Annotated in this window: 24 protein-coding genes, 1 rRNA gene and 1 riboswitch; of the genes, 24 read left to right on the top strand and 1 reads right to left on the bottom strand. The window is 39.1% G+C overall.

The annotated features are described in order from the left end of the window. The first annotated feature begins 68 nt into the window (after nucleotides 1-68). The 15 genes from rrf (at nucleotide 69) to purD (ending at nucleotide 14,359) form a co-directional block, all read left to right on the top strand. Nucleotides 69-184: ribosomal RNA gene (gene rrf, locus MHB65_RS21630) — 5S ribosomal RNA — on the top strand. A 149-nt stretch (nucleotides 185-333) separates the two neighbouring features. Continuing rightward, nucleotides 334-600 (top strand): hypothetical protein, encoded by a 267-nt coding sequence (locus MHB65_RS21625; protein WP_205445750.1) that lies wholly within the window; start codon nucleotides 334-336, stop codon nucleotides 598-600. Nucleotides 601-741: 141 nt separating this feature from the next. Beyond that, entirely contained in the window at nucleotides 742-936 is a 195-nt protein-coding gene (locus tag MHB65_RS21620) for an NETI motif-containing protein (RefSeq protein ID WP_205445749.1), read from the top strand. 93 nt (nucleotides 937-1,029) lie between these two features. Beyond that, nucleotides 1,030-1,128: riboswitch (purine riboswitch) on the top strand. A gap of 216 nt (nucleotides 1,129-1,344) precedes the next feature. Continuing rightward, complete coding sequence (gene purE / locus MHB65_RS21615; RefSeq protein ID WP_205445747.1) at nucleotides 1,345-1,833, top strand: 5-(carboxyamino)imidazole ribonucleotide mutase; 489 nt, start codon at nucleotides 1,345-1,347, stop codon at nucleotides 1,831-1,833. Further along, on the top strand, nucleotides 1,830-2,954 hold the full coding sequence (gene purK, locus MHB65_RS21610) for a 5-(carboxyamino)imidazole ribonucleotide synthase (RefSeq protein WP_205445745.1): 1,125 nt from the start codon (nucleotides 1,830-1,832) through the stop codon (nucleotides 2,952-2,954). Before purE ends, purK begins: the two co-directional genes overlap by 4 nt. A gap of 13 nt (nucleotides 2,955-2,967) precedes the next feature. Then, complete coding sequence (purB, locus tag MHB65_RS21605) at nucleotides 2,968-4,263, top strand: adenylosuccinate lyase (protein WP_342441679.1); 1,296 nt, start codon at nucleotides 2,968-2,970, stop codon at nucleotides 4,261-4,263. A 128-nt stretch (nucleotides 4,264-4,391) separates the two neighbouring features. Further along, on the top strand, nucleotides 4,392-5,102 hold the full coding sequence (purC, locus tag MHB65_RS21600; protein ID WP_342441678.1) for a phosphoribosylaminoimidazolesuccinocarboxamide synthase: 711 nt from the start codon (nucleotides 4,392-4,394) through the stop codon (nucleotides 5,100-5,102). Nucleotides 5,103-5,104: 2 nt separating this feature from the next. Then, nucleotides 5,105-5,353: a phosphoribosylformylglycinamidine synthase subunit PurS gene (gene purS, locus MHB65_RS21595; RefSeq protein WP_342441677.1), complete on the top strand. Its 249-nt coding sequence runs from the start codon at nucleotides 5,105-5,107 to the stop codon at nucleotides 5,351-5,353. A gap of 2 nt (nucleotides 5,354-5,355) precedes the next feature. Then, a complete protein-coding gene (gene purQ, locus MHB65_RS21590; protein WP_205445741.1) occupies nucleotides 5,356-6,039 on the top strand; it encodes a phosphoribosylformylglycinamidine synthase subunit PurQ in 684 nt (227 codons plus the stop codon). Then, nucleotides 6,026-8,260, top strand: coding sequence for a phosphoribosylformylglycinamidine synthase subunit PurL (purL, locus tag MHB65_RS21585; RefSeq protein WP_342441676.1), 2,235 nt, complete (start codon nucleotides 6,026-6,028; stop codon nucleotides 8,258-8,260). Before purQ ends, purL begins: the two co-directional genes overlap by 14 nt. Next, complete coding sequence (gene purF, locus MHB65_RS21580) at nucleotides 8,236-9,660, top strand: amidophosphoribosyltransferase (RefSeq protein ID WP_342441675.1); 1,425 nt, start codon at nucleotides 8,236-8,238, stop codon at nucleotides 9,658-9,660. The genes purL and purF overlap by 25 nt, the downstream gene beginning before the upstream one ends. A gap of 96 nt (nucleotides 9,661-9,756) precedes the next feature. Beyond that, nucleotides 9,757-10,812 (top strand): phosphoribosylformylglycinamidine cyclo-ligase, encoded by a 1,056-nt coding sequence (gene purM, locus MHB65_RS21575; protein ID WP_205445736.1) that lies wholly within the window; start codon nucleotides 9,757-9,759, stop codon nucleotides 10,810-10,812. Then, nucleotides 10,812-11,381 carry a phosphoribosylglycinamide formyltransferase gene (purN, locus tag MHB65_RS21570; protein ID WP_342441674.1) on the top strand — a complete coding sequence of 190 codons (570 nt, stop codon included), beginning with the start codon at nucleotides 10,812-10,814 and terminating at the stop codon, nucleotides 11,379-11,381. Before purM ends, purN begins: the two co-directional genes overlap by 1 nt. A gap of 113 nt (nucleotides 11,382-11,494) precedes the next feature. Next, the gene (gene purH, locus MHB65_RS21565; RefSeq protein ID WP_342441673.1) at nucleotides 11,495-13,021 is read left to right on the top strand and encodes a bifunctional phosphoribosylaminoimidazolecarboxamide formyltransferase/IMP cyclohydrolase; all 1,527 of its coding nucleotides are present in this window, start codon (nucleotides 11,495-11,497) and stop codon (nucleotides 13,019-13,021) included. Between the two features lie 81 nt (nucleotides 13,022-13,102). After that, nucleotides 13,103-14,359 (top strand): phosphoribosylamine--glycine ligase, encoded by a 1,257-nt coding sequence (gene purD / locus MHB65_RS21560; protein WP_342441672.1) that lies wholly within the window; start codon nucleotides 13,103-13,105, stop codon nucleotides 14,357-14,359. A 106-nt stretch (nucleotides 14,360-14,465) separates the two neighbouring features. On the opposite strand, the gene MHB65_RS21555 is transcribed toward purD, so the two are convergent. Beyond that, nucleotides 14,466-14,891 (bottom strand): YgaP-like transmembrane domain, encoded by a 426-nt coding sequence (locus tag MHB65_RS21555; protein ID WP_243456322.1) that lies wholly within the window; start codon nucleotides 14,889-14,891, stop codon nucleotides 14,466-14,468. 199 nt (nucleotides 14,892-15,090) lie between these two features. Between MHB65_RS21555 and MHB65_RS21550 the strand changes: the two genes are divergently transcribed. From MHB65_RS21550 to gatA, 9 genes are all read left to right on the top strand, one after another. After that, entirely contained in the window at nucleotides 15,091-16,812 is a 1,722-nt protein-coding gene (locus MHB65_RS21550; protein WP_342441671.1) for an adenine deaminase C-terminal domain-containing protein, read from the top strand. 69 nt (nucleotides 16,813-16,881) lie between these two features. Continuing rightward, nucleotides 16,882-17,937 carry a DUF3048 domain-containing protein gene (locus tag MHB65_RS21545; protein ID WP_342441670.1) on the top strand — a complete coding sequence of 352 codons (1,056 nt, stop codon included), beginning with the start codon at nucleotides 16,882-16,884 and terminating at the stop codon, nucleotides 17,935-17,937. Nucleotides 17,938-17,952: 15 nt separating this feature from the next. Continuing rightward, entirely contained in the window at nucleotides 17,953-18,273 is a 321-nt protein-coding gene (locus MHB65_RS21540) for a YerC/YecD family TrpR-related protein (RefSeq protein ID WP_004225717.1), read from the top strand. Nucleotides 18,274-18,383: 110 nt separating this feature from the next. Then, a complete protein-coding gene (locus MHB65_RS21535) occupies nucleotides 18,384-19,073 on the top strand; it encodes a heptaprenylglyceryl phosphate synthase (protein ID WP_342441669.1) in 690 nt (229 codons plus the stop codon). A 32-nt stretch (nucleotides 19,074-19,105) separates the two neighbouring features. After that, nucleotides 19,106-21,358 (top strand): DNA helicase PcrA, encoded by a 2,253-nt coding sequence (gene pcrA / locus MHB65_RS21530; RefSeq protein ID WP_342441668.1) that lies wholly within the window; start codon nucleotides 19,106-19,108, stop codon nucleotides 21,356-21,358. A gap of 14 nt (nucleotides 21,359-21,372) precedes the next feature. After that, nucleotides 21,373-23,376, top strand: a complete 2,004-nt coding sequence (gene ligA / locus MHB65_RS21525) for an NAD-dependent DNA ligase LigA (protein WP_342441667.1) — start codon at nucleotides 21,373-21,375, stop codon at nucleotides 23,374-23,376. Between the two features lie 122 nt (nucleotides 23,377-23,498). After that, nucleotides 23,499-24,638 (top strand): CamS family sex pheromone protein, encoded by a 1,140-nt coding sequence (locus MHB65_RS21520; RefSeq protein WP_342441666.1) that lies wholly within the window; start codon nucleotides 23,499-23,501, stop codon nucleotides 24,636-24,638. Nucleotides 24,639-24,870: 232 nt separating this feature from the next. Next, a complete protein-coding gene (gene gatC, locus MHB65_RS21515) occupies nucleotides 24,871-25,158 on the top strand; it encodes an Asp-tRNA(Asn)/Glu-tRNA(Gln) amidotransferase subunit GatC (protein WP_004225708.1) in 288 nt (95 codons plus the stop codon). Nucleotides 25,159-25,182: 24 nt separating this feature from the next. After that, the gene (gene gatA / locus MHB65_RS21510) at nucleotides 25,183-26,646 is read left to right on the top strand and encodes an Asp-tRNA(Asn)/Glu-tRNA(Gln) amidotransferase subunit GatA (RefSeq protein WP_342441665.1); all 1,464 of its coding nucleotides are present in this window, start codon (nucleotides 25,183-25,185) and stop codon (nucleotides 26,644-26,646) included. Nucleotide 26,647 lies beyond the last annotated feature (1 nt).

Genomic DNA, 26,647 nt, shown 5'->3' with positions numbered 1-26,647 from the left:
ATAATTCTTTCAACAAAAAGAGAACTTCAAGACACAGTAATACGCCGTGTATTGGAGGTCGAACATAGTCTAGTGATGATGGCAAAGAGGTCACACCCGTTCCCATACCGAACACGGAAGTTAAGCTCTTTAGCGCCGATGGTAGTTGGGGGCTTCCCCCTGTGAGAGTAGGACGTCGCTAGGCACTTTAAGAAAGTCATGGATTTATTCCATGGCTTTTTTTATTTTGTGAACTATTCATAAAATGATATAATAGATTAAATACTTCCATACGATTTATGGGCAAATTCATTAAACTAGATACATATTGGGTTTAATAATGGAGGAATCACAATGAGGCAGAACATTTTTTCTGCAATTTCGATCTTGAGTCTACTACTCACATTCTTTATGTTTGGTTATGATTCAACGAAATGGTATGGAAACTTTTTTACATTTCTCTATCATGTAAATATGTTTATGCCGTTTATTTTAGGTGGTTTAGGCATCGTCAGTGCCCTATTAGGCATCAAAGGGTATCGTATGGTTCTTGTTGTCCTTCATTTATTCCTACAGCTATTATTTTTTTGTATCTATTTAAAAGCTTTTTATGGTTCATGAGCCTTAATCAAAACTGCGGAGAGAAATATCTGCAGTTTTTTCTATTTATTTAAGTTCTTACATACGTCTGTAAGCAACAAAAGGTATAATAAATTACAAATTAGTTGTGATTTAAAATGTACTGTGGAAAGGAAGAAAAAGTTGGGAAAAAAGCAAATTTGGTATGAGGTACAAGAAAACGAGTCAATCGAGGATTGTTTGGCAAGAATGCGGAAAGACGGCTTTATGGCCATAGGACGAAAAGAAGAGCCGCTTTTTCATATAGTAGATGGCGAACCAGCTTATTTACGGCAGAAAATCCAGTTTAAAGCTATACCTGCTCAAGATATCGAATGAATTTGACTAAAAACCGAACGTTTTTTTTAACATAATAAAAAATGTTCGCATTTTTGCATTGACGATAAGACAATCCCTTGTTAAAATGTGAGAAGGAAAAACAAATAGATCCCACATATATGCTAGAGAATTGGCTCTAGTGTCTCTACCCGGCACCGTAAATGCTGGACTATGCGGGAAAGCACTTTTGGCATATGATGAGAAGGTCACTGTACAGCTAGCTATGTACATGGAGATGTTCTTGTCCTAATAGTCCTCAAGTAAACTGCTTTCACGTGTAATGGTAGAGAGTAGTTTATTTGAGGATTTTCTTTGTAAATAGATAAGAATTGCAGTAGCTATTCAAAATAGTTGCTTGCACAATAAATAATTGATCATTTTTCTATCGTTTAAAAGGAGCGACAATTTATGAATCCGAAAATCGGTGTCATTATGGGTAGTTCAAGTGACTGGGAAACAATGAAACATGCATGTGATATTTTAGATGAATTACAAGTACCGTACGAAAAGAAAGTTGTTTCTGCACATCGTACACCTGATTTAATGTTTGAATATGCAGCGACAGCTCGCGAACGAGGCATTCAAGTAATTATTGCTGGAGCAGGTGGGGCTGCACATTTACCAGGAATGGTGGCAGCTAAAACAACATTACCTGTCATTGGTGTACCAGTTCAATCACGCGCACTTAATGGACTTGATTCACTATTATCCATCGTTCAAATGCCTGGTGGCGTACCTGTAGCAACTGTAGCGATTGGCAAAGCAGGAGCGACAAATGCAGGATTACTTGCAGCTCAAATTTTGTCAACAACAGATACAGAACTTGCAAATAAATTAGATGCTAGACGAGAAGCAACAAAGCAGCAAGTATTAGAAAGCACAGGTGACTTAGTGTGACGAAGATTATTTATCCTGGACAAACGATAGGTATTATAGGTGGAGGACAACTTGGTCGAATGATGGCGCTTGCTGCAAAGGAGTCTGGTTTTAAAGTGGCTGTTCTTGAGCCAGCAATGGACTCGCCGTGTGGGCAGGTAGCTGATATTCGTATTGTAGCTCCATATGATGATGAAGCTGCTTTAGAAGAACTTGCAGAAGTAAGTGATGTTATCACATATGAATTTGAAAATATTGATTATGAAGGCTTAAAGCGTTTATCACAAATGGCTTATGTTCCTCAAGGAGCGGAGTTGGTACGTATTACACAAAACCGTATAACAGAGAAAGAAGCTATTGTGAAAGCTGGTTGCCCAGTAGCACCATATATTGTTGCAAAAACTTATGAAGAATTAGTAGCCAATATTGATTCGATTGGTTATCCTTGTATAGTCAAAACAGCAAGAGGTGGTTATGATGGCAAGGGACAGCAGCTTTTAAAATCAACTGAAGATTTACCTTTAGCGAAAGAATTATTCAAGCATTCTCAATGTATTGCAGAAGGATTTGTTCCTTTCGTAAAGGAAGTATCGGTCATTGTTCAAAGAAATGGTCATGGTGAATCGTATTGTCAGCCAGTTGGTGAGAACATTCATGTTCATCATATTCTACACGAGACAATTGTGCCTGCTCGCATAACTGAAAGCACAGCTCAAGCTGCTGAACGAGAAGCTTTAAAAATTGCAGATTACTTACATTTAATAGGAACGCTAGCGGTAGAAATGTTTGTGTTAGAAGATGGTGGCATTGTTATTAATGAATTAGCGCCAAGACCTCATAATTCTGGTCACTATTCAATTGAAGCATGTAATGTTTCACAATTCCATCAGCATATTCGTGCTGTTTGTGGATGGCCATTACGTAAGCCACAACTATGGGCACCATCCATTATGGTCAATGTATTAGGGCAGCATGTCGTGCCACTCAGTAACTCAATTGCTAAATATCCTGAATGGTCTATACATCTTTATGGGAAAGCTGAAGCTAAGGTCAACCGTAAAATGGGCCATGTAACGATTATGACAAAAGACTTAGAAGCAACACTACAACAAATCGAGAGTTCTGGCATTTGGTCAGAATAGAAGGAGATACGCGATGATTGAACGTTACACAAGACCCGAAATGGGCGCAATTTGGACAGAACAAAATAAATACCAAGCATGGCTAGAGGTTGAAATTTTAGCTTGTGAGGCATGGGCAGAGTTAGGTGATATTCCAAAAGAGGATGTTGCTAAAATTCGTGAAAATGCTTCATTTGATGTGAATCGTATATTAGAAATTGAACAAGAAACTCGTCATGACGTTGTAGCCTTTACCCGTGCTGTTTCTGAAACACTTGGTGAAGAACGTAAATGGGTACATTATGGTTTAACTTCTACAGACGTAGTAGATACAGCCCTTTCTTATTTAATCAAACAAGCAAATGATATTTTACGTAAAGATATCGTAAATTTCATTGATATTATTGCTGTTAAGGCAAAAGAACATAAACATACAGTTATGATGGGACGCACACATGGTGTTCATGCAGAACCAACAACTTTCGGTTTGAAACTTGGTTTATGGTATGAGGAAATGAAGCGTAACCTTGAACGTTTTGAAGCAGCTGCCAAAGTAATTGAAACAGGGAAAATGTCTGGAGCTGTTGGAACATATGCCAATATCGATCCTCGTGTTGAGCAATATGTTTGCGATAAATTAGGCCTTGCAGCATCACCGATTTCAACACAAACTTTACAGCGTGACCGCCATGCGCAGTATTTAGGTGCATTAGCTTTAATCGCTAGCTCAATTGAAAAATTTGCAACAGAAATTCGCGGGTTACAGAAATCTGAAACACGTGAAGTGGAAGAAGCTTTTGCAAAAGGTCAAAAAGGATCATCAGCAATGCCACATAAACGTAATCCAATCGGTTCGGAAAATATGGTTGGTATGTCTCGTTTAATGCGTGGATATATGGTGACAGCTTATGAAAATGTGGCTTTATGGCATGAACGTGATATTTCGCATTCATCTGCAGAGCGCGTTATTTTACCGGATGCAACAATTACTCTTAACTATATGTTAAATCGCTTCGGTAATATTGTGAAAAACTTAACAGTATTCCCTGAGAACATGAAACGTAATATGGATCGTACATTTGGTCTTATTTATTCTCAACGCATCTTACTAGCATTGATTGACAAAGGCTTAGTACGTGAGGAAGCTTATGATACAGTACAACCTTTAGCAATGCAGGCTTGGGACGAGCAAGTTCAGTTCCGTGCATTAGTTGATGCAAGTGAAAAAATCACATCTTATTTAACGAAAGAAGAGTTGGATGATTGTTTTGATTACAACTACCACTTACAGCACGTTGATATGATTTTTGAACGACTAGGACTTAACTAATATTTATTTAGCCATCTTAAAATAAATGTTAGAGCCACCAGTAAAAGTTTCAGAGTTGAATCGTAGAAATACGGTTCAATTCTGAACATGATTACAAGCGTATCTCATAATATCAGGGGGAAAACGAAATGACTAAAGGTCAACTTTTGTATGAAGGTAAAGCAAAAAAATTGTTCACAACAGAGGAGCCAAATGTGCTACTTGTTGAGTACAAGGATAGTGCAACAGCATTTAATGGTGAAAAGAAAGAGGAAATTGAAGGTAAAGGCATTTTAAATAATCGCATTACTTCATTAATTTTCGAAAAATTACAAGCTAACGGAATTGCGTCACATTTCGTAAAACAATTATCAGATACACAACAACTTGTAAAAAAAGTAGAAATTATTCCGATTGAGGTTGTTGTTCGTAATATCGCTGCTGGAAGTTTAGCAAAACGTCTGGGTCTTGAAGAGGGGACACCTTTAAAACGACCAATCGTTGAATTTTATTATAAAGACGATGAATTAGGCGATCCACTTATTACGACAGAGCATATTGATGTTCTTGAACTTGCCACACCTACTGAAGTAACAGCTGTTTATGATGGTGCACTAGCCGTTAACAAAGTGCTACAGCCAATCTTTGCAGATGTCAATGTGACATTGATTGATTTTAAATTAGAGTTTGGTCGTGATTTGGATGGTCATGTATTACTGGCAGATGAAATTTCACCAGATACATGCCGACTTTGGGATGCAACAACAAAGCAAAAGTTAGACAAAGATGTTTTTCGTCGAGACCTTGGTAATTTAACTGAAGTTTATACTATTATACTTTCTAGACTCGGAGGCAAATAACAATGAAAAAAGTAAAAATCTATGTAACATTACGTGAGAGCATTCTTGATCCTCAAGGCTCTGCAGTACAAGGTTCTTTAGCTAAAATGGGCTACGGTGAAGTAGAAGATTTACGTATCGGTAAATATCTTGAACTATCAATTAAAGATACAGAACGTGACATTGATACGCTAGTAAAAGAAATGTGTGAAAAGGTTTTAACGAACGTTGTAATTGAAGACTACCGTTACGAAGTCGAGGAGGCTAATTAATCATGAAATTCGCAGTACTCGTATTCCCTGGGTCAAACTGTGATATCGATATGTATCATGCGATTAAAGACGAGCTAGGTGAAGAAGTAGAATATGTATGGCATACAGCAACAGATCTAAGTGGTTTTGATGGCGTATTAGTACCTGGAGGATTCTCCTATGGAGATTATCTTCGTTGTGGTGCAATGGCTAATCAATCTAACATTATGGCAGAAGTTAAGAAAGCAGCAGATGCTGGTAAACCTGTATTAGGTGTATGTAATGGCTTCCAAATCCTAACGGAAGCAGGTTTATTGCCAGGAGCTTTATTGCGCAATAAAAACTTAAAATTTATGTGCCGTACAGTGCAGCTTAAAGTTGAAAACAACAATACATCATTCACAAATCAATATGAGCAAGGTCAAATCATCAATATTCCAATCGCACATGGTGAAGGGAATTACTACTGTGATGAGGAAACTTTACAATCACTAAAAGATAATAATCAAATCGTATTCACATACTCAGGTGACAATCCAAACGGTTCTTTAGAAGATATCGCAGGGATTATAAACGAGCGCGGCAATGTATTAGGGATGATGCCACACCCAGAGCGAGCTGTTGATGCACTGGTGGGCGGCGCAGACGGTCTAGCAGTATTTAAATCAATCGTGAAGCAGTGGAGGGAAAATCATGTCAACAACTAAGTTTGAGCCAACAGCACAGCAAATTAAAGATGAAAAGCTATACGCTGGAATGGGGATGTCAGACGAAGAATTTGCAATGGTAGAAGGTATTTTAGGACGTCTACCTAACTGGACAGAGACAGGTCTTTTCTCAGTAATGTGGTCTGAGCACTGCTCTTACAAAAATTCAAAGCCAGTACTACGTAAATTCCCTACAAAAGGGCCTCAAGTTTTACAAGGACCAGGTGAAGGTGCAGGTATTGTTGATATTGGTGACGAACAAGCAGTAGTGTTTAAAATGGAATCACATAACCATCCATCTGCAATAGAACCTTATCAAGGAGCTGCAACTGGTGTGGGTGGTATTATCCGTGATGTTTTCTCAATGGGTGCACGTCCAATCGCCATGTTAAACTCATTACGCTTTGGTGAATTAAAATCAGCGCGTGGTAAATATCTATTTGAAGAAGTAGTTGCTGGTATTGCAGGGTATGGTAACTGTATCGGAATTCCTACAGTAGGTGGCGAAATTCAATTCGACCCTTGCTATGAAGGTAATCCACTTGTAAATGCTATGTGTGTCGGTTTAATCGACCATAAAGATATTCAACGTGGTATTGCGGCAGGTGTCGGTAATACAGTGATGTACGTTGGTGCGAAAACAGGTCGTGACGGAATTCATGGTGCAACATTTGCCTCTGAGGAATTAACAGAGGAGTCAGAAAACCAACGTCCAGCAGTACAAGTAGGGGACCCATTCATGGAAAAACTTTTACTTGAAGCATGTTTAGAAGTTGTAAAATCTGATGCTTTAGTTGGTATTCAAGATATGGGTGCAGCTGGTCTTACTTCTTCTTCGGCAGAAATGGCTTCAAAGGCTGGTTCTGGTGTAGAAATGAACCTAGACTTAGTGCCTCAGCGTGAGACAGGTATGACAGCGTACGAAATGATGCTATCTGAGTCTCAAGAACGTATGCTATTAGTGGTGAAAAAAGGTCGCGAAGATGAAATTAAAGCGATTTTCGATAAATATGATTTAGATGCTGTAGCAATCGGTCGAGTGACAGATGACAAAATGCTTCGTCTTTTACACAAAGGACAAGTAGTTGCAGAGGTATCTGCAGACGCGTTAGCAGAAGATGCACCTGTTTATCATAAACCATCTGCAGAGCCTGCATACTATGCTCAGTTCCAAGCAATCGAAAACACTGAACCTGTTGTGACAGATTACAAAGAAACATTAAATGCTTTATTAAAAGCACCGACGATTGCTTCTAAAGAGTGGGTTTATGATCAATACGATTATCAAGTACGTACATCAACAGTTGTTAAACCAGGCTCTGATGCTGCCGTTATTAGAGTACGTGGCACAAATAAAGGGTTAGCAATGACAACAGACTGTAACTCTCGTTATATCTATTTAGATCCAGAAGTGGGTGGTGCTATCGCGGTAGCCGAAGCAGCTCGTAATATCGTGGCAACTGGTGGTACGCCACTTGCGATTACAGACTGCTTAAACTTTGGTAATCCAGAGAAACCAGAAATCTTCTGGCAAATTGAAAAATCTGCTGATGGTATTTCGGCAGCTTGTACGGCATTAAATGCTCCAGTAATCGGAGGTAACGTTTCTCTTTACAATGAACGTTCAGGCGAAGCGGTGTATCCAACACCGACAATTGGTATGGTTGGTCTTATTGAAGACTTAGCACATGTAACGACACAGGATGTAAAAGCTGCAGGAGATATTGTCTTTGTTATTGGTGAGACAAAAACAGAATTTGGTGGTTCAGAGCTTCAAAAACTATTAAATAATGGTGTTATTTCAGGGAAAGCGCCAGCTATCGATTTAGAAGTTGAAGCGACACGTCAGCAAGCTTTATTAAAGGCGATTAAAGCAGGTCTTGTTCAATCTGCTCATGATGTAGCAGAGGGTGGTCTAGCTGTCGCGATTGCTGAAACAACATTTGGCGCTAACGGTCTTGGTGTGGATGTAACATTAACAGGCTCTGCAACAACTGCGTTATTCAGTGAGAGTCAATCTCGTTTTGTTGTCACTGTTAAAGAAGAAAATGCTGCAGCATTTGTAGAAATCATCAAAGATGCTCAAAAAATTGGTGTCGTAACAAACGATGCACTTGTGAAAATCAACGGGGACAAAGGTGTGCTTGTAGAAGGTACAGTGGAGGAATTCCGTTCTAATTGGAAAGGAGCAATCCCATGCTTGCTGAACTCAGAGGCTTAAACGAAGAATGTGGGGTGTTTGGTATTTGGGGTAACCCAAATCCAGCACACCTTAGCTATTACGGGCTTCATGCTCTTCAACACCGTGGACAAGAAGGTGCTGGAATTGTCGTTTCAGACGGACAGCATCTTCGCGCGGTGAAAGGCGAAGGACTAGTTAATGATGTTTTCAACGAAGATAAATTAAAAGCAGTGAACGGCAAAGCAGCTATTGCGCATGTTCGTTACACGACTGCTGGTGGTGGCGGTATCGAAAACGTACAGCCATTATTATTCCACTCCTCAACTGGTAGCCTTTCAATTGCCCATAACGGTAACTTAGTCAATGCGACACATTTAAAACAATATTTAGAGCGACAAGGTAGTATTTTCCATTCGAGCTCTGATACAGAAGTGTTGGCGCATCTTATTAAGAAAAGCTCGCATTCACCATTCCGTGCGAAGGTGAAAAATGCCCTATCTCTTTTAAAGGGTGCGTATTCTTTCTTAATTATGACAAAGGATGAAATGCTTGTTGCACGTGATCCACATGGTTTACGTCCATTATCTCTTGGAAAGCTAGGAGATGGCTGGGTGGTAGCTTCTGAAACTTGTGCATTTGATTTAATTGGTGCAGAATTCGTTCGTTCGGTAGAACCAGGCGAACTAATCATTATTAACGATGAGGGTGTAAAATCGGATCGTTTTGCTGACATGGAAAAACGTTCGATGTGTGCGATGGAGTATGTTTATTTAGCTCGTCCTGATTCGGATATTGATGGTATTAACGTTCATATGGCAAGAAAACGTATGGGTAAACAGCTTGCTCGTGAATGTACGCATATTGAGGCAGATGTTGTAACGGGTGTTCCTGATTCAAGTATTTCCGCAGCGATTGGTTTTGCAGAAGAAAGTGGAATTCCTTATGAATTAGGTCTTATTAAAAACCGTTATGTTGGGCGTACATTTATTCAGCCGACACAAGAGTTACGTGAACGTGGTGTAAAAATGAAACTTTCACCGGTTGTTCAAGTCGTAAAAGGAAAAAAAGTAGTAATGGTGGATGATTCCATTGTTCGTGGTACAACATCTCGTCGCATTGTCAAAATGTTAAAAGATGCTGGCGCAGCGGAAGTTCATGTTGTGATTTCTTCACCGCCAATGACAGATCCTTGTTATTATGGCATTGATACATCTACGCATGAAGAACTGATTGCTTCTAATCATAATGTAGATGAAATTCGTGAAGTAATTGGTGCAGATTCTCTGACTTTCCTTTCTGTTGAGGGGATGGTAGAGACTATTGCACGACCGTATGAAGATGAAAACCGAGGACTATGCCTAGCATGCTTTACAGGCAAATATCCAACAGAGATTTTCCCGGATACTATCTTGCCGCATGAAAAAGAATTATTACGTTAAGAAAAACATCGCAACAAATTAGTGTTCTCTAGTAGGTTTTACAGTCATTTCTATCTAGGAAACTTAGGCGACTTGGATGATAAGGAGGAACTCTGCGTGTCAAAGGCATATGAACAAGCAGGTGTAAATATTGAAGCGGGCTATGAAGCCGTAAAACGAATGAAGTCTCATGTTGAACGTACAAACCGTCTAGGTGTAATGGGGACGTTTGGTGGCTTTGGTGGCATGTTTGACTTGTCAGAACTGAATCTTAAAGAACCTGTTCTAATTTCTGGAACAGATGGTGTTGGAACAAAACTAAAACTGGCTTTCATGGTGGACAAGCACGATACAATCGGTGTGGACTGTGTAGCAATGTGTGTAAATGATATTGTTGCACAAGGAGCAGAGCCACTTTACTTTTTAGATTACGTAGCGCTTGGAAAAGCAGAGCCTGCAAAAATCGAACAAATTGTCAAAGGCGTTGCAGATGGCTGTGTGCAATCTGGTGCGGCACTAATAGGTGGCGAAACTGCAGAAATGCCTGGTCTTTATGAAGAAGATGAATATGATTTAGCTGGTTTTGCAGTTGGCGCCTGTGAAAAATCTGCCATTGTGACAGGTGAAAAAATTGTAGAAGGCGATGTACTTATTGGGATTGCTTCAAGTGGTGTACATTCAAACGGTTATTCTTTAGTGCGTAAAATTGTCTTTGCAGATCATCAATATGCGGTGGATGCGATTGTAGAAGGCTATGAAGATCTAGGACCAATCGGTGAGGCGCTTCTAGTGCCAACAAAGCTATATGCTAAACCTGTACTAGCAGCTTTAAAGGCAGCAGATGTACATGGTTGTGCACATGTTACAGGTGGAGGTTTCTATGAAAATCTACCACGCATGATGCCAGAAGGACTAGCAACGGAAATCGACTTAGGTTCTTGGCCTGTATTACGTATCTTTGAATTCTTAAAAGATAAAGGGCAGCTAGAAGATAAAGATTTATATAATGTGTTTAACATGGGTATTGGCTTTGTAATCGCTGTGCCAACAACTGAAGCTGATAAAGTAATCGCTGCAGTAGAAGCAAATGGTGAAAAGGCTTATACAATAGGACGTGTTATTAAAGGCGACGGGGTAGTATTTAATGGCTCACATGATGGGAGTTTAGTGTAATGACTGCACCAACAAAAATCGCCGTGTTCGCGTCAGGCAGCGGTAGTAATTTTCAAGCCATTCAAGAGGCCATTGAACGTGGTGAATTACATGCGAAGGTCGAACTTGTGGTCACAGATAAGCCTGGAGCATTTGTAGTAACACGTGCTGAAAACTTTGGGATTCCAGTATTAGCATTAAATCCAAAAGAGTTTACCTCGAAGGCAGCTTATGAAACAGCTATTATCGATGCTTTACATGAGTGCGATGTGAAATGGATTGTGCTTGCAGGTTATATGCGCTTAATCAGTGACGTATTATTAGCAGCCTTTCCACAGCGAATTGTGAATATTCACCCCTCCTTATTGCCGTCTTTTCCTGGAAAGGACGCTATTGGACAGGCCATCAATCATGGTGTGAAAATCACAGGTGTAACAGTGCATTTTGTTGATGAAGGAATGGATACTGGACCAATTATCGCTCAGGCAGCGGTACCTGTTATTGAAGGAAATCGTGAAGCAACAGAAGCTGAAATTCACAAGCAAGAGCATCTATTATATACAAAGGCTTTACAGCAATTATTACAGTAACTGAAGAAGGAGTTAGGTCGAGAACCATACTCAACAAGTAAGACCTAACTCTATGAATCTATTGAAGCAAGTCAGTTCGTGGACAGCACGATAAAAATTAGGAGGATATTGTTGTGACAAAACGTGCATTAATCAGTGTTTCCAATAAAGATGGTATTTTAGAATTTGCAAAGGAATTAGTAGCATTAGGTTATGAAATTTTATCAACTGGCGGTACAAAAAAAATGTTACAGGACAATGCAGTAGCTGTAACAGCGGTAGATGAAGTAACGAAGTTTCCTGAAATTTTAGATGGTCGTGTGAAAACATTAAATCCAATGATTCACGGTGGTCTATTAGGAAAATTTGACGATGCGTCTCATCAAGCACAGATGAATGAGCATGGAATTGAGCCAATTGAGATTGTTTGTGTTAATCTATATCCATTTGTTGAAACAATTTCAAAGCCTAATGTAACTTGGGATGATGCAATTGAAAACATTGATATCGGTGGTCCAACAATGTTACGTTCTGCTGCAAAAAACCATCAATATGTAACAGTAATCGTGGACAGCAATGACTATGCAACAGTATTAGAAGAACTAAAAGCAGACGGCGCAACAACGATTGAAACACGTCGTAAACTAGCTGCGAAAGTTTTCCGTCACACAGCCGCTTATGATTCTTATATCTCAAACTACCTGACTGAAGAAGAGTTCCCAGAGAGCTTAACGATGACATATGAATTAAAGCAAAATTTACGCTATGGCGAAAACCCTCATCAAAAAGCGGCTTTCTACCAAAAGCGTCTTGGCTCTGACTTTTCATTAGCCTATGCTACACAATTACATGGTAAAGAGTTATCTTACAACAATATTCAAGATGGTAATGCAGCATTGCAAATTGTGAAAGAATTTGAAATGCCAGCTGCTGTAGCAGTGAAACATATGAATCCATGTGGTGTTGGCACAGGTGTCACATTAGAGGCAGCTTTTGATAAAGCATATGAAGCAGATCCAACATCAATTTTTGGCGGTATTATCGCATTAAATATGGAAGTGGATGCAGCAACTGCAGAGAAGCTAAGCCATATTTTCCTAGAGATTATTATTGCACCTGCTTTCTCACAAGAAGCATTAGATATTTTAACGAAAAAGAAAAATATCCGCTTACTAACAATTCCTTTCGAGCAAGCGAAACAAGATTCATTCAATGTAGTATCAGTTGAGGGAGGCCTTCTTGTACAAGAGCCAGATCGCTATGGCTTTGGCAATGCGGATATTAAAGTAGTGACAGATCGTGAACCAACAGAACAAGAATGGGAAGCATTACAACTTGGTTGGTCTGTTGTCAAACATGTGAAATCAAATGCGATTGTTGTAACAGATTCTCAAATGACACTTGGCGTTGGCGCAGGTCAAATGAATCGCGTAGGTGCTGCTAAAATCGCCTTTGAACAAGCTGGAGAAAAAGCAAAAGGTGCTGCATTAGCATCAGATGCATTTTTCCCAATGAGTGATACTGTGGAAGCTGCAGCCGCTGCAGGAATTACAGCAATTATTCAACCAGGTGGTTCGATTAAAGATCAAGATTCCATTGATAAAGCTAATGAATACGGCATTGCTATGGTATTCACAGGCGTACGTCATTTTAAACATTAATTGTTGAAGCATATAGGAAACAAAACAGACCGAGATGTTGGTTCATCTCGGTCTTACTTACAAAGAGGAGGATTCTCTAAAATGAATGTATTAGTAATCGGAAGCGGCGGTCGTGAGCATGCAATCGCTAAACAATTTAGCATCTCTCCATCAGTTAACAACGTATTTGTAGCGCCAGGAAATGATGGGATGCGAGGCGAAGTAGAAGTTGTTGCTATTGATACAATGGATTTCGCAGGTCTCGCTCAATTTGCTAAGGAAAATGATATTGCATTAACATTTGTTGGCCCAGAACAGCCGCTTGCTGAAGGCATTGTCGATTTCTTTACAGCAAGAGGTTTACGTATTTTCGGCCCTACAAAGGCTGCTGCTCAAATAGAAAGCAGTAAATCCTATGCGAAAGAAATTATGAATAAATACAATATTCCTACAGCAGCACATGAAACGTTTACTGAAGCAGAAAAAGCCATAGCCTATATTAAAGAACAAGGGGCGCCTATTGTAATTAAAGCAGATGGTTTAGCGGCTGGTAAGGGCGTTGTTGTGGCAATGACAGAGGAAGAAGCAATTGAAGCTGTAGAGGATATGATTGGGAATCAACGCTTTGGTGAATCTTCTTCACGTGTTGTCATCGAGGAATTTTTAGACGGTGAAGAATTCTCCTTCATGTCCTTTGTACATAAAGGACAAATTTATCCAATGGTTATTGCACAAGACCATAAACGAGCTTATGACGGAGATAAAGGACCAAACACAGGAGGTATGGGTGCTTATTCTCCGGTACCACAAATCTCACAAGAGGTAGTCGATATTGCTTTTCAAACGATTGTAGAACCTACTGTTAAAGGGATGGAGGCAGATGGTGCTTCCTTTACAGGGATTTTATATGCAGGGTTAATTTTAACGAAAAAAGGCCCTCAAGTTATAGAATTTAATGCTCGTTTCGGTGATCCAGAAACGCAAGTCGTATTGCCACGTATGGTTTCAGATTTTGGTGCATTTATGATGGCATTAATGGATGAACAGCCTTTTGATTTACAATGGTCAGAAGAAGTAATGCTTGGTGTAGTCATTGCAGCAGAGGGTTACCCAGGAGACGTTGAAAAAGGTAAGGTATTACCGAATTTAGAGGCACTTTCTACATCACATGCAGTTTTCCATGCAGGTACAAAATTAGTAGACGGCCAATTCGTTGGTAACGGTGGGCGTGTACTGTTAGTTGGTGCAAAAGCAGCTACTTTACAAGAAGCACAGGAAAAGGTTTATGAAGGTATTGCAACGGAAACATGGGATCACTTTTTCTTCCGTAAAGATATTGGCTGGCGTACATTGAAGTAATTATTATTTTCACTAAATATTTTTTATCGTCTTTTGAAACCTCTTGTTGTTTCAAAACGTAAGAGGTAAGAGCCGTCTCAATAATAGATTGGGACGGCTCCTTTGACTAAGAAGGATTCTGAGCTTTATTCGTTGAAGAATCGCTACTATTTGAGGAATTTTGAGTTGAAGTACTGGTGTCAGATTGTTTTGAAGCAGTAGCTTGTGAACCTGAAGAATTGCCAGCTATAGCAGAGGAAAAATCCTTCATGAGCTTATCGATTTGTTCAGAAGACATAGAATTTTGCCCGCTGAACATACTTTGCATAGAGGTGTTCATGGCATTTTGCATATTGGAGCTTAAAATTGCTTTCGTTGGACAATATTTAAAGAGTCCCTCAGCCATTTTCATGGCACCTAATGCAATCATTAATCGACCTTTTGTACAATTAGGATTTCTAGAAACTTTAGCGATACCATATGCGGTCAAACTCGTCCCCATGGCAAAACGACAAAATGCATTCTTTTCGCTTAAATTTGCTTGCTGCATCATCATACTTCCTCCTTTAGTCATTGTGGAAAAAATAAGCGAGGTGCACTTTGCTTTATGAAAGTGCTGTGTTACGATTGAAACAAGATGATTGCATAAAGCATAATTTTTATGAAAATATGCGATTATGCAGTAGTAGTATGTGATTTCAAGTTGGATTTACACAATGAAAAATTACGTAATTTAGGAAGGAGCGAATAGCATGGATCCAGTATGGAAAATAACAAAAATACGTCAGCAATTAGCAGTAATCGATGGGAAAAAGGCACCAGATATCGTGCTGAAGAATGCACGTTATTTGCATAGTATGTTAAAACAATTTGTAGTAGGAAACATTTGGATTTTGGGAGATCGCATTGTCTATGCTGGTGACAGAATGCCTCCTTTATTAGAAGGAACAGAAGTGGTGGATTGTACAGGAAAAACAATTGTTCCAGGCTATATTGAACCACATGTACATCCATTCCAGCTTTATCATCCACAGTCATTTGCTGATTTTTGTGGTCAGCTTGGGACAACGACTTTTATTTCAGATAATTTAAGTTTTGTTTTAAATTTAGAAAATAAGAAAGCGTTTTCAATTTTAGAGAGTTTGAAAAAGCTACCATTTTCTTTTTATTGGTGGACGCGCTTTGATTCACAAACTGAATTGGAGCAAGAGGAAGAGGTTTTCTCTAATACCTCTATATTAGAGTGGTTAGAGCGAAGTGATGTCTTGCTTGGTGGAGAGTTGACAGGCTGGCCTAAGCTGTTGCATGGTGACGATCAAATGCTTTATCGTATGCAAATGGCTAAGGGACTGGGTAAAAAAATTGAAGGACATTTCCCAGGAGCTTCAGAAAGAACGTTGGCACGCATGAAACTGCTTGGTGCTGATGGGGATCATGAGGCAATGACAGTGGAAGAGGTAGAGCGTCGCATTATGCAGGGCTATGCTGTAACTTTACGTCATTCTTCCATTCGACCCGATTTACCACATCTACTAAAAGGAATAGTAGAAAAAGAACTTCCGATCTTTGATCACTTAATGATGACAACAGACGGTTCGACACCTTCATTCCATGAGGATGGTGTGATGGATAAATGTATTCAAGTAGCTTTAGATGCAGGGGTATCTCCTATTGATGCTTATCAAATGGCTTCCTATAATGTGGCACGTTATTATAACATGTCCAATTTACATGGTTTTATCGCGACAGGGCGTTTTGCTTCATTGAATATTTTACAAGATGAATATCACCCTGTTCCAGAAAGTGTTTTATCAAAGGGTGTCTGGTTGAAGCGTGATGGGAATCGTGTGCATAGATTAGCGACAATTGATTATTCTGCTATTCCAGCATTAGATTTAGATTTTTCATTAGATTCTCAAGATTTTCAGTTTTCTATGCCGTTTGGAATTCAATTAGTTAATGATGTGATTACAAAGCCTTATAACTCTTTAATTACGAAAGAAGGGCAGTTGGCGAATCATGATGAGTGTTATTTAATGCTAATTAATCGAAAAGGTAACTGGCATGTAAATACAATGATTAAAGGATTTGCAACAGATGTTCAAGGCTTTGCATCCTCTTATTCCAACACAGGTGACATATTGTTAATTGGAAAAAATAAAGAAGATATGATCAAAGCCTTCGAAGAAATGAAGGTAATGAATGGTGGTATTGTTCTTGTTGAAAAAGGTGAAGTGATAGCGGATATCCCATTAACAATTGGTGGACTTTTATATGATGGAGACTTAATCACATTAACGGAGAAAGAAAAGGCTTTAAAACAAGCTTTAGCAGATCGAGGCTATCAATTAGGAGATGCGATTTATACACTATTATTTTTACAATCTACTCATTTACCATATATTCGTATAACACCACAAGGGATTTTCGATGTGATGAAGAATAAGTTATTATTACCTGCTGTTATGCGCTAATTGATGAAAGTGTTTCAGTTGTTTAAACAGTTACAGATATGTGTAATTGTTCAAAGGAGAGATATGCTTGTGTTCAAATCGAAAAAATTATGGATTGCTATAGCATTTAGTGCTTTGGTAATCGGGGGATGTTCAAAGGATACACCAAAAGTCAAAGAAGATGATGAACCCATTGTAGAGGAAGAAACAGTAGTGGAGGAGCCTGTGCAACGACCAGCATTCGTCGCACCACTTACTGGGGAGGCTGTACAAGAAGAAATTACACAGAGACCTATTATCGTAACAATTAATAATCATCCAGCAGCACGTCCACAATCAGGATTAGCTGCTGCGGATATCGTTTATGAAATGCTTGCAGAAGGTAATGTAACACGCTTTTTAGCAGTATATCAAAGTGAACTGCCTGAAAATATTGGGCCCGTTCGTAGTGCACGCTCTTATTTTATCGATATGGCAAAGGGATTTGATGCCTTTTATGTAGCGCATGGCTATAGCCCAGAGGCGAAAACGATGCTTGATCATCGTATCGTCGACAATATCAATGGTATGGCTTATGATGGTATACTTTTTAAACGCTCTAACGACCGCGTTGCACCACACAATTCCTATATTACATCAGAAAACATTCTAAAAGGTGCTGAAATGGTAGGCGCTTCAATGAATTACAGTGAAAAAGTGCTTCAGGCTTTTTATGAACCTGATGAACGTGGTAAAATAGGTATTGAAACAAATCAAGTTGATATTTACTACGGAAATAATGAAGATTTCCATAACGCGTATGTGTATGATCATCAAAATAATCACTATGAACGACAATCGGCTGGCGTGGACACAAAAGATATGTTAACAGGCGAGACAGTGTCATTGGCAAATGTTCTATTTTTTGAAATGAATCACCGAACAATTGATGATATTGGTCGCCAAGCAATTGATTTAACGTCTGGTGGAAATGCGTATGTATTTCAAAATGGCTATTTGAGGGAAGTCAAATGGGCAAATGTTAATGGAATACCAATGGCTGTAGAGCAATCAGGGGAGCCTGTAAAGCTTGTACCAGGAAAGTCGTGGGTTCATTTCGTACCATCTTCACCAGGGTTACAAGCAATGGTGAAAACGCAGCCTTAAAGGGAGGAAAATTGCATGCAAATCGAAAAAATTCGGGGGCATCAAACAGATCAATTATTTAAAGCAGTGTTAGAGTTAAAGGACATCGAAGAATGCTATAAGTTTTTTGATGATTTATGTACGATTAGTGAAATTCAATCGTTGGCACAACGCTTTGAGGTCGCACATTTATTACGTTTAAAGAAAACCTACGAATCCATTAAAAAGGAAACAGGGGCAAGTACAGCAACGATTTCACGCGTGCGTCGCTGCTTTGATTATGGGAATGATACATATGATGAAATGTTAGGTCGTTTGTATCCTGATGAAAAACCGTTTCAAGCACCAAAAGAATAGTCAGACAAAAGGCTGAGTAGAAGTTCTACTCGGTCTTTTTCATTTTTTTGTCGTGAATCATAAGCTATACTTGTAAACGAATAGATAGAAAATGATAGGTGGTAAAATAGATGGATTATTTAGAATGGAGACATGTGTTCAAGCTAGATCCAGCGAAGGATATTTCAGATGAAGCACTAGAAAAAATTTGCGAGTCTGGGACAGACGTTATTTTAGTTGGGGGAACAGATAATGTAACGTTGGATGGCGTATTAGATTTACTTGTTCGCGTGCGTCGCTTTGAGGTACCGATAGCACTTGAAATTTCTACGATTGATGCGGTAACGCCAGGGTATGACTATTATTTCATTCCTACTGTATTAAATAGTGATGATCCAAAATGGATTAAAAATTTACATCATGAGGCTATTAAGGAATACGGCGATATTATGGTATGGGATGAATTGGTAGCGGAAGGATATTGTATTTTAAATTCTGATTGTAAAGTAGCCCATGTAACGGGTGCGAAAACAGATTTAACGATAGATGATGTGGTAGCTTATGCACGCATGGCAGAAAATTTCTTTAAGCTTCCTGTCTTTTATTTAGAGTACAGTGGAATGTATGGCGATCTGGAGGTTGTCAGTGCTGTGAAAAACGAACTGAAGCATACCAAACTCTTTTACGGTGGGGGCATAACATCTGCAAAGCAAGCAGAGGAAATGGCACAGATTGCAGATACGGTAGTAGTTGGAAATATTATTTATGAAGATTTAAAAGCTGCACTTGCGACTGTTAAGGCTGTTAAAAATACGTTATAATTTTAGAACAAATGTTTGTAAGGCGGTGCAAAATGGAACAGTTAACAAAAAATTTACTAGCAGGTATGAATCCTGAACAGGAAAGAGCGGTTAAAACAACTGAAGGACCATTACTCATTATGGCGGGTGCAGGGTCAGGGAAAACACGAGTTTTAACACATCGTATTGCTTACCTAGTTATCGAAAAGGAAGTATATCCTTCCAAGATTTTAGCGATTACATTCACAAATAAAGCAGCCAGAGAAATGCGTGATCGTATTGATGGCATTCTTGGTAATGGTACTGGCGATAGTATGTGGGTATCGACTTTCCACTCCATGTGCGTAAGAATTTTACGTCGTAATATCGATCAACTAGGCATTTCTCGTAATTTCTCTATTTTAGATTCGACAGATCAGCTTTCAGTCATTAAAAATGTGATGAAGGAAGAAAATATTGACCCAAAACGTTTTGAGCCACGAGCAATTTTAAATGCTATTAGTGCAGCAAAAAACGAGTGTATAACAGCGGATGAATACGCTGGACAAATGAACGATAAAAATCCTTATGAACAAACAGTTGCACGTGTCTATAAAGGCTACGAGAAAAGATTACGCCGCAACCAATCCCTCGATTTTGACGATTTGATTATGACGACGATTACGTTGTTTAAGCGTGTACCTGAAGTGCTTGAATATTATCAAAATAAATTTCAATATATTCATGTAGATGAATATCAGGATACCAATAAATCTCAGTATTTACTTGTGCAATTACTGGCAAAGAAATTTAAAAATATTTGTGTTGTAGGGGATTCAGATCAGTCTATTTATCGTTGGCGTGGTGCAGACATTGGGAATATCCTATCCTTTGAGAAGGATTATCCAGCTGCAAAGGTGATTATGCTTGAGCAAAATTATCGTTCAACTCAACGCATCCTACAGGCAGCCAATGACGTCATTCAAAATAATACAACACGATACCCAAAAGAATTGCGCACAGAAAATTCAGAGGGTGAAAAGATTGCACTATATAAAGCTTATAACGAGCAAGAAGAAGCGCAATTTGTTGTACAAACAATTCAACAGTTAATTGAAAAAGAAAATCGTTCATTTGATGACTTTGCTATTTTATATCGCACAAATGCTCAATCTCGTGTAATGGAGGAAGTACTAGTTAAATCCAATATGGCCTATCAAATAGTAGGCGGAACAAAGTTCTATGATCGAAAAGAGATAAAGGACTTACTAGCATACTTACGACTGATTGCCAATAATGACGATGATTTATCACTAGCACGTATTATTAATGAGCCAAAGCGCAGTATTGGCGCAACATCCTTTGAAAAAATGGCACGTTATGCGATAGATCAGGATCGTTCGATTTTTGACGCGATGAATGATCTTGTCTTCATGGGGCTATCAGGGAAAGCGGCAAATTCAGCTGAGCAATTTTATGCGATGATTAAAGGCTTTACACAAATGCAGGAATATTTATCTGTCACGGAAATTGTGGAGCAAGTTATTGATAAATCCGGTTATCGAGCAATGTTACAAAACGAAAAAACAATTGAAGCAGAAAGTCGTTTAGAAAATATTGAAGAGTTTTTATCTGTCACAAAGGCTTTTGAGGAGCGCAGTGATGATAAAAGCTTAATTGCCTTTTTAACAGATTTAGCTCTTATTGCTGATATTGATGCACTCGATAAAGAAGATACATCCAAGGGTAATATTATTTTAATGACGATGCATGCCGCTAAGGGCTTAGAGTTCCCAGTTGTCTTTATTATCGGTATGGAGGAAAACATCTTCCCACATTCTCGCTCACTAGACGATCAAGATGAAATGGAAGAGGAACGTCGCCTTATGTATGTTGGCGTGACACGTGCTGAGGAACGTTTATACTTAACATGTGCACAAAGCCGAACAATTTTTGGTCGTTCAAGCTTTAATAATGCATCACGATTTTTAGGTGAAATTTCTCAAGATATTACAGAGTCTATTTCTAAGGCAGGGACAAAATCAACAATACCATTTGCTACTAACAATCGTTCAACAGGTGGCCATCAAAAGCGTACACTTGGTGCTACTCAGCAAACACAACCTGCTACAGCACGTTTACAAGCAACGGGTGGAGATCAATTTGGGTGGAAGGCTGGAGATAAGGCGATTCATAAAAAATGGGGAACAGGTATGGTTGTTAGTGTAAAAGGTGAAGGTGATAGTACAGAGCTTGATATCGCATTCCCACAACCAATTGGTATTAAGCGATTACTTGCTCAATTTGCACCGATTGAAAAAGCGTAAGCGGAGGAACATAAATGAACGAAATAGAACAGCGTATAGCGGAGTTAAATAAATTATTGCATGAATATGGTTATGCCTATTATGTGTTAGATAAACCTGTCGTAGCTGATAGTGTCTATGACCAGTTATTACAGGAACTAATTGCATTAGAAGAAGCGAACCCATCACTCATATACCCTGATTCTCCTACGCAGCGTGTTGGTGGAGCAGTGGTAGAGGGCTTTAAAAAAGTGACTCATGATTACCCAATGCTTAGTCTTTCAAATGCTTTTAATGAAGCAGATTTACAAGAATTCGATCGTAAAGTTCGTCAGGCAATCGGAGATCAATTTTCATATGTATGTGAGCTGAAAATAGATGGTTTGGCTATTTCATTGAAGTATGAAAATGGCGTGTTTGTACAAGGGGCAACAAGAGGAGACGGTGTGGTAGGAGAAGATATTACTGCCAATTTAAAGACTATCCGAGCGATCCCACTACGTTTAAAAGAGCCTATTACAATCGAAGTACGCGGTGAGGCGTACATGCCGAAAAAATCATTTGAAAAATTAAATACGCAACGTGCTGACAATGGGGAAGAATCATTTGCTAATCCACGGAATGCCGCTGCTGGCTCATTGCGTCAATTAGATCCTAAAATTGCAGCAAGTCGCCAACTATCAACTTTTATCTATGCCATTGGTGGAGATGGTGAGATTTATGGAATGGATGGACATGCAGAAATGCTTGATTATTTAGAGGGGCTAGGCTTCCCTTCTAACAAAGAGCGCCAACGTTGCACAACCATTGAAGAAGTAATGGCCTTTATAGAACATTGGACAGAAAATCGTCCGAATTTAGCGTACGAAATTGATGGCATCGTGATTAAGGTGGATCGTTATGCGCAGCAAGACGAGCTAGGCTATACAGCAAAGAGTCCACGTTGGGCGATTGCTTATAAGTTCCCTGCAGAGGAAGTTGTGACAACGTTGCTGGACATTGATTTAACAGTAGGACGTACAGGTGTTGTTACTCCTACGGCTATTTTAACGCCAGTACAAGTTGCAGGGACGACGGTTCAACGTGCTTCTTTACACAATGAGGATTTAATTCGAGATAAGGATATTCGTCTTGGAGATACAGTTATTATTCGAAAAGCTGGAGATATTATCCCTCAAGTTGTAGGTGTGCTAATAGAGCAACGTCCTGAGGATTCAGCACCTTTTGTCATGCCAAAAAATTGCCCTGTTTGTGATAGTGAATTGATACGTATTGAAGGCGAAGTGGCCCTGCGCTGTGTAAACCCTGCTTGCTTTGCTCAAATTGCAGAAAGCATAAAATATTTTGTTTCTCGAAACGCGATGAATATCGATGGTCTTGGGGATAAAGTAGTGGAGCAATTATTGCGTGCAGATTTAATACATGATGTTTCGGATCTCTATCATTTAACGGTTGAGCAACTCGTGGAATTGGAACGCATGGGCGAGAAATCTGCAATGAATTTAGTCAATGCCATTCAAGCCTCGAAAGAAAATTCAATGGAGCGTTTATTAATTGGCTTAGGAATTCGACATGTGGGTGAAAAAGCAGCCAAAATCGTATCAGAGGAATTCGGTTCGATGGAAGCGGTGATGGCAGCAACGGAAGATCAGCTTGTGGCGATTTATGAGATTGGAGATAAAATGGCCTCATCGTTAGTGGAGTATTTCTCCAATGAAGATGCACGAGCAGTCATTGAGCGTCTTGCTGAGGTAGGCGTGAATATGACATATAAAGGTAAAAAAGTAGAAGTGGCGATAGGTGATAGTCCTTTTGCAGGTAAAACAATTGTCTTAACTGGTAAACTTGAGCAATTGACACGCAACGAAGCAAAAGCGAAAATAGAAGAGTTAGGTGGTACAGTCACGGGTAGTGTCAGCAAAAAAACGGATCTTGTGATCGCAGGTGCGGATGCGGGCTCTAAGCTAACAAAGGCTGAGCAATTAGGTATCGACGTTTGGACTGAAGATAACTTAATTGAACAACTTAACCTCATCTAATAAGTGCATGATGTCCTCCCCTTTATGAATTAGGAAGCGATGTCGAATGCACAACAGTTACATCAAGGCGTCGAGTAGTTTCGTCGACCTAAAATTGACTATTAGTAAAGGAGCACTAAATAATGAAGTCTTTTCGACTCATTCCAGCAATCGTAGCTGCTGCAATGCTAGTCGGCTGTGTGCCTTCTGACAAGAAGGAGACAGAGCTTACACAGGAAACGCAACAGAAAGAAAAAGCTGAAACAACAATTATCCCAAGCATACAAATTGATGAATCTTATTATAAGACGCTTATCCCTTATAAAGAGAGTGCAAGTAGAGGTCTAGTGGTATCTAACATTTATACGAAATACGATATGAAGGAAGTTGAATCGGGTTTAATGCGTCTATCTCAAAATGAGTTCGACACAGAAAACTACTACTTCCAAGAAGGTCAATATTTAGCTGAAAGTACAGTAAGCTCTTGGCTTGCTCGTAGTTCACAAACAGAAGATGGATTAAATCCACCGACAACAGACACAATGACACCAGAGGAACGAGCAATAAAGGCTCCAGTTTATTTATCCCATATTGTAGAGCAAAACTACTTAACAAAAACGAAGGATAATAAAGTGAAACTAGGTGGGATTTCAATTGGTCTTTCCTTAAATTCTATTTATTATTATCAAAAAGAACAGTATGGCGAATATTACGAGGAACCAATTTCAGAGGCTACTCTTATTGAGCAAGGCAAAAAAATGGCTGCTGAAATCGTTTCACGTTTACGTTCACGTGAAGAATTAAAAGATGTACCGATTGTTGTTGGTTTGTTTAAGCAGCAAGCCCGCAATCAAATTATTCCAGGAGCATATTTTAGCTATGGTGTAGCAAAAGCTGGACAGAACAACATTGCCGATTGGGAAGGAATAGATGAAAATTATGTCTTGTTCCCAACAGATGATTCACAGGATATATACCGAGATGTCAACAATAACTTCAAGAATTTCAAACAAGATGTTGATAAATATTTTTCGAACTATACAAGTGTGATCGGTACTGGTTTCTATCGCAATAAGCAAATACAAAATCTTTCGATTGAAATACCAATTCAATTTTTCGGCAAAGCAGAAATAATCGGATTTACGCAATATTTGACGGGTATTTTAATCAATCAATTTGATAATATTCATGTGGAAGTGAGCGTTACTTCAGTGAATGGTCCTGAGGCATTAATCATCAAAAAGGCCAATGATAAGGACCCTTACGTGCATGTCTATGATTAATATAGTCAGCCTTTGTGCTGACTATATTTTTTATTAGATGGATAGAAATAGAGGAACACAATAGGGAGATAGAGACAACACTTTGTTATAGTAGTGAAAGTTTCTATATTTTTAGTGAAAGTTGTGATTTTTAATATGAAAAATGTTATGATTATTGGCATGGTTAACTTTATTCAACCCTATTGTTATCAATAAAAACAATGAATTGAACAAGTATTCGGAGGTGTGAAAAATGGCTAAATTAACAAAAGAAGAAGTAAAGCACGTGGCAAATTTAGCACGTCTTGCAATTACAGAAGAAGAAGCAGAGAAATTTGCTGAACAGCTTGGAAAAATTACAGACTTTGCGGAGCAGTTAAATGAACTGGATACAACAAATGTTGAACCAACAACGCACGTTTTACCATTAGTGAATGTAATGCGTGAAGATGTAGCAGTAAAAGGTTTAGACCGCGAAGTAATGATGTTAAACGTAAAAGAACAAGAAGATGGTCAAGTAAAAGTACCAGCTATCATGTAATACTAAAACATAGGAGGATTCCTCATGACGTTATTTGAACGTTCAGCTAAGGAGTTACAAGCGGAAATTAAAGCGGGTAACTTATCAATCGCTGACTTAACGAAAGAAGCATACGAGCGTATTGCAAAGCTTGATGGCGATGTACAAGCATTCCTTGCTTCAAACGAAGAAAAAGCAACTGCACAAGCTGCTGAAATGGATAAAGTACCATTTGAAAAGCGTGGACCATTATTCGGTCTACCAATCGGTGTGAAAGACAACATCGTAACAGAAGGCTTAGAAACAACTTGTGCCTCTAAAATTCTGGAAGGCTTTATGCCAATCTACGACGCAACTGTTGTCAACAAGCTACGTGAAGCTGGCATGATTACAGTTGGTAAATTAAACATGGACGAGTTTGCAATGGGTTCTTCGAACGAAAACTCATACTATAAAACAACAAAAAATCCATGGAACTTAAACCACGTACCAGGAGGATCATCAGGTGCATCTGCAGCAGCAGTAGCAGCAGGTGAAGTACCATTCTCTCTTGGCTCAGATACAGGTGGTTCAATCCGTCAACCGGCAGCTTACTGTGGTGTTGTAGGGATGAAACCTACATATGGTCGTGTATCTCGTTTTGGTCTAGTTGCATTTGCATCTTCTCTAGATCAAATTGGACCAATTACACGCAATGTTGAAGATAATGCGCTATTACTAGAAGCTATTGCTGGATTAGATCCAAATGATTCGACTTCTGCAAATGTTGAGGTGCCAAATTACGCTGCAGCTCTTACTGGTGATGTAAAGGGCTTACGTATCGCTGTACCAAAAGAATTCCTTGGTGAAGGTGTTGGCGAAGCAGCTCGTCAATCAGTGCTTGCAGCATTAGAGGTATTAAAAGGCTTAGGCGCTACTGTAGAAGAAGTATCACTTCCTCATTCGAAATATGCACTTGCTGCGTACTATATCCTATCATCATCTGAAGCGTCTTCTAACTTATCTCGTTTTGATGGTATCCGTTACGGTTTCCGCGCAGAAAACGTGACAAATTTAATAGACCTTTATAAAGAAACACGTGCACAAGGCTTTGGTGATGAAGTAAAACGCCGTATCATGCTTGGAACATACTCACTAAGCGCAGGTACGTATGATGCGTACTACAAAAAAGCACAACAAGCACGTACACTGATTAAAGCGGACTACGATAAAGTATTTGAAGACTTTGATGTCATCATTGGACCAACAGCTCCAACACCTGCATTCAAAATTGGTGAAAATGTTGATGACCCAATGACGATGTATGCTAACGATATTTTAACAATCCCGATGAACTTAGCGGGCGTTCCAGCGATTTCAATTCCTTGTGGCTTTGAAAACGATCTACCACTAGGTTTACAAATTATTGGTAAATACTTCGATGAAGCAACAATTTACCGTGTAGCTCATGCTTTTGAACAAGCAACTGAGTTCCATAAACAAGTTCCTCAAATGTGGGAGGGAAAATAAC

The sequence above is a fragment of the Lysinibacillus sp. FSL K6-0075 genome (assembly GCF_038592945.1).
Taxonomy (GTDB): Bacteria; Bacillota; Bacilli; order Bacillales_A; family Planococcaceae; genus Lysinibacillus; species Lysinibacillus fusiformis_F.
The sequence above is the reverse complement of the archived record's forward strand: the minus strand, read 5'-3'. Positions and strand labels throughout refer to the sequence as shown.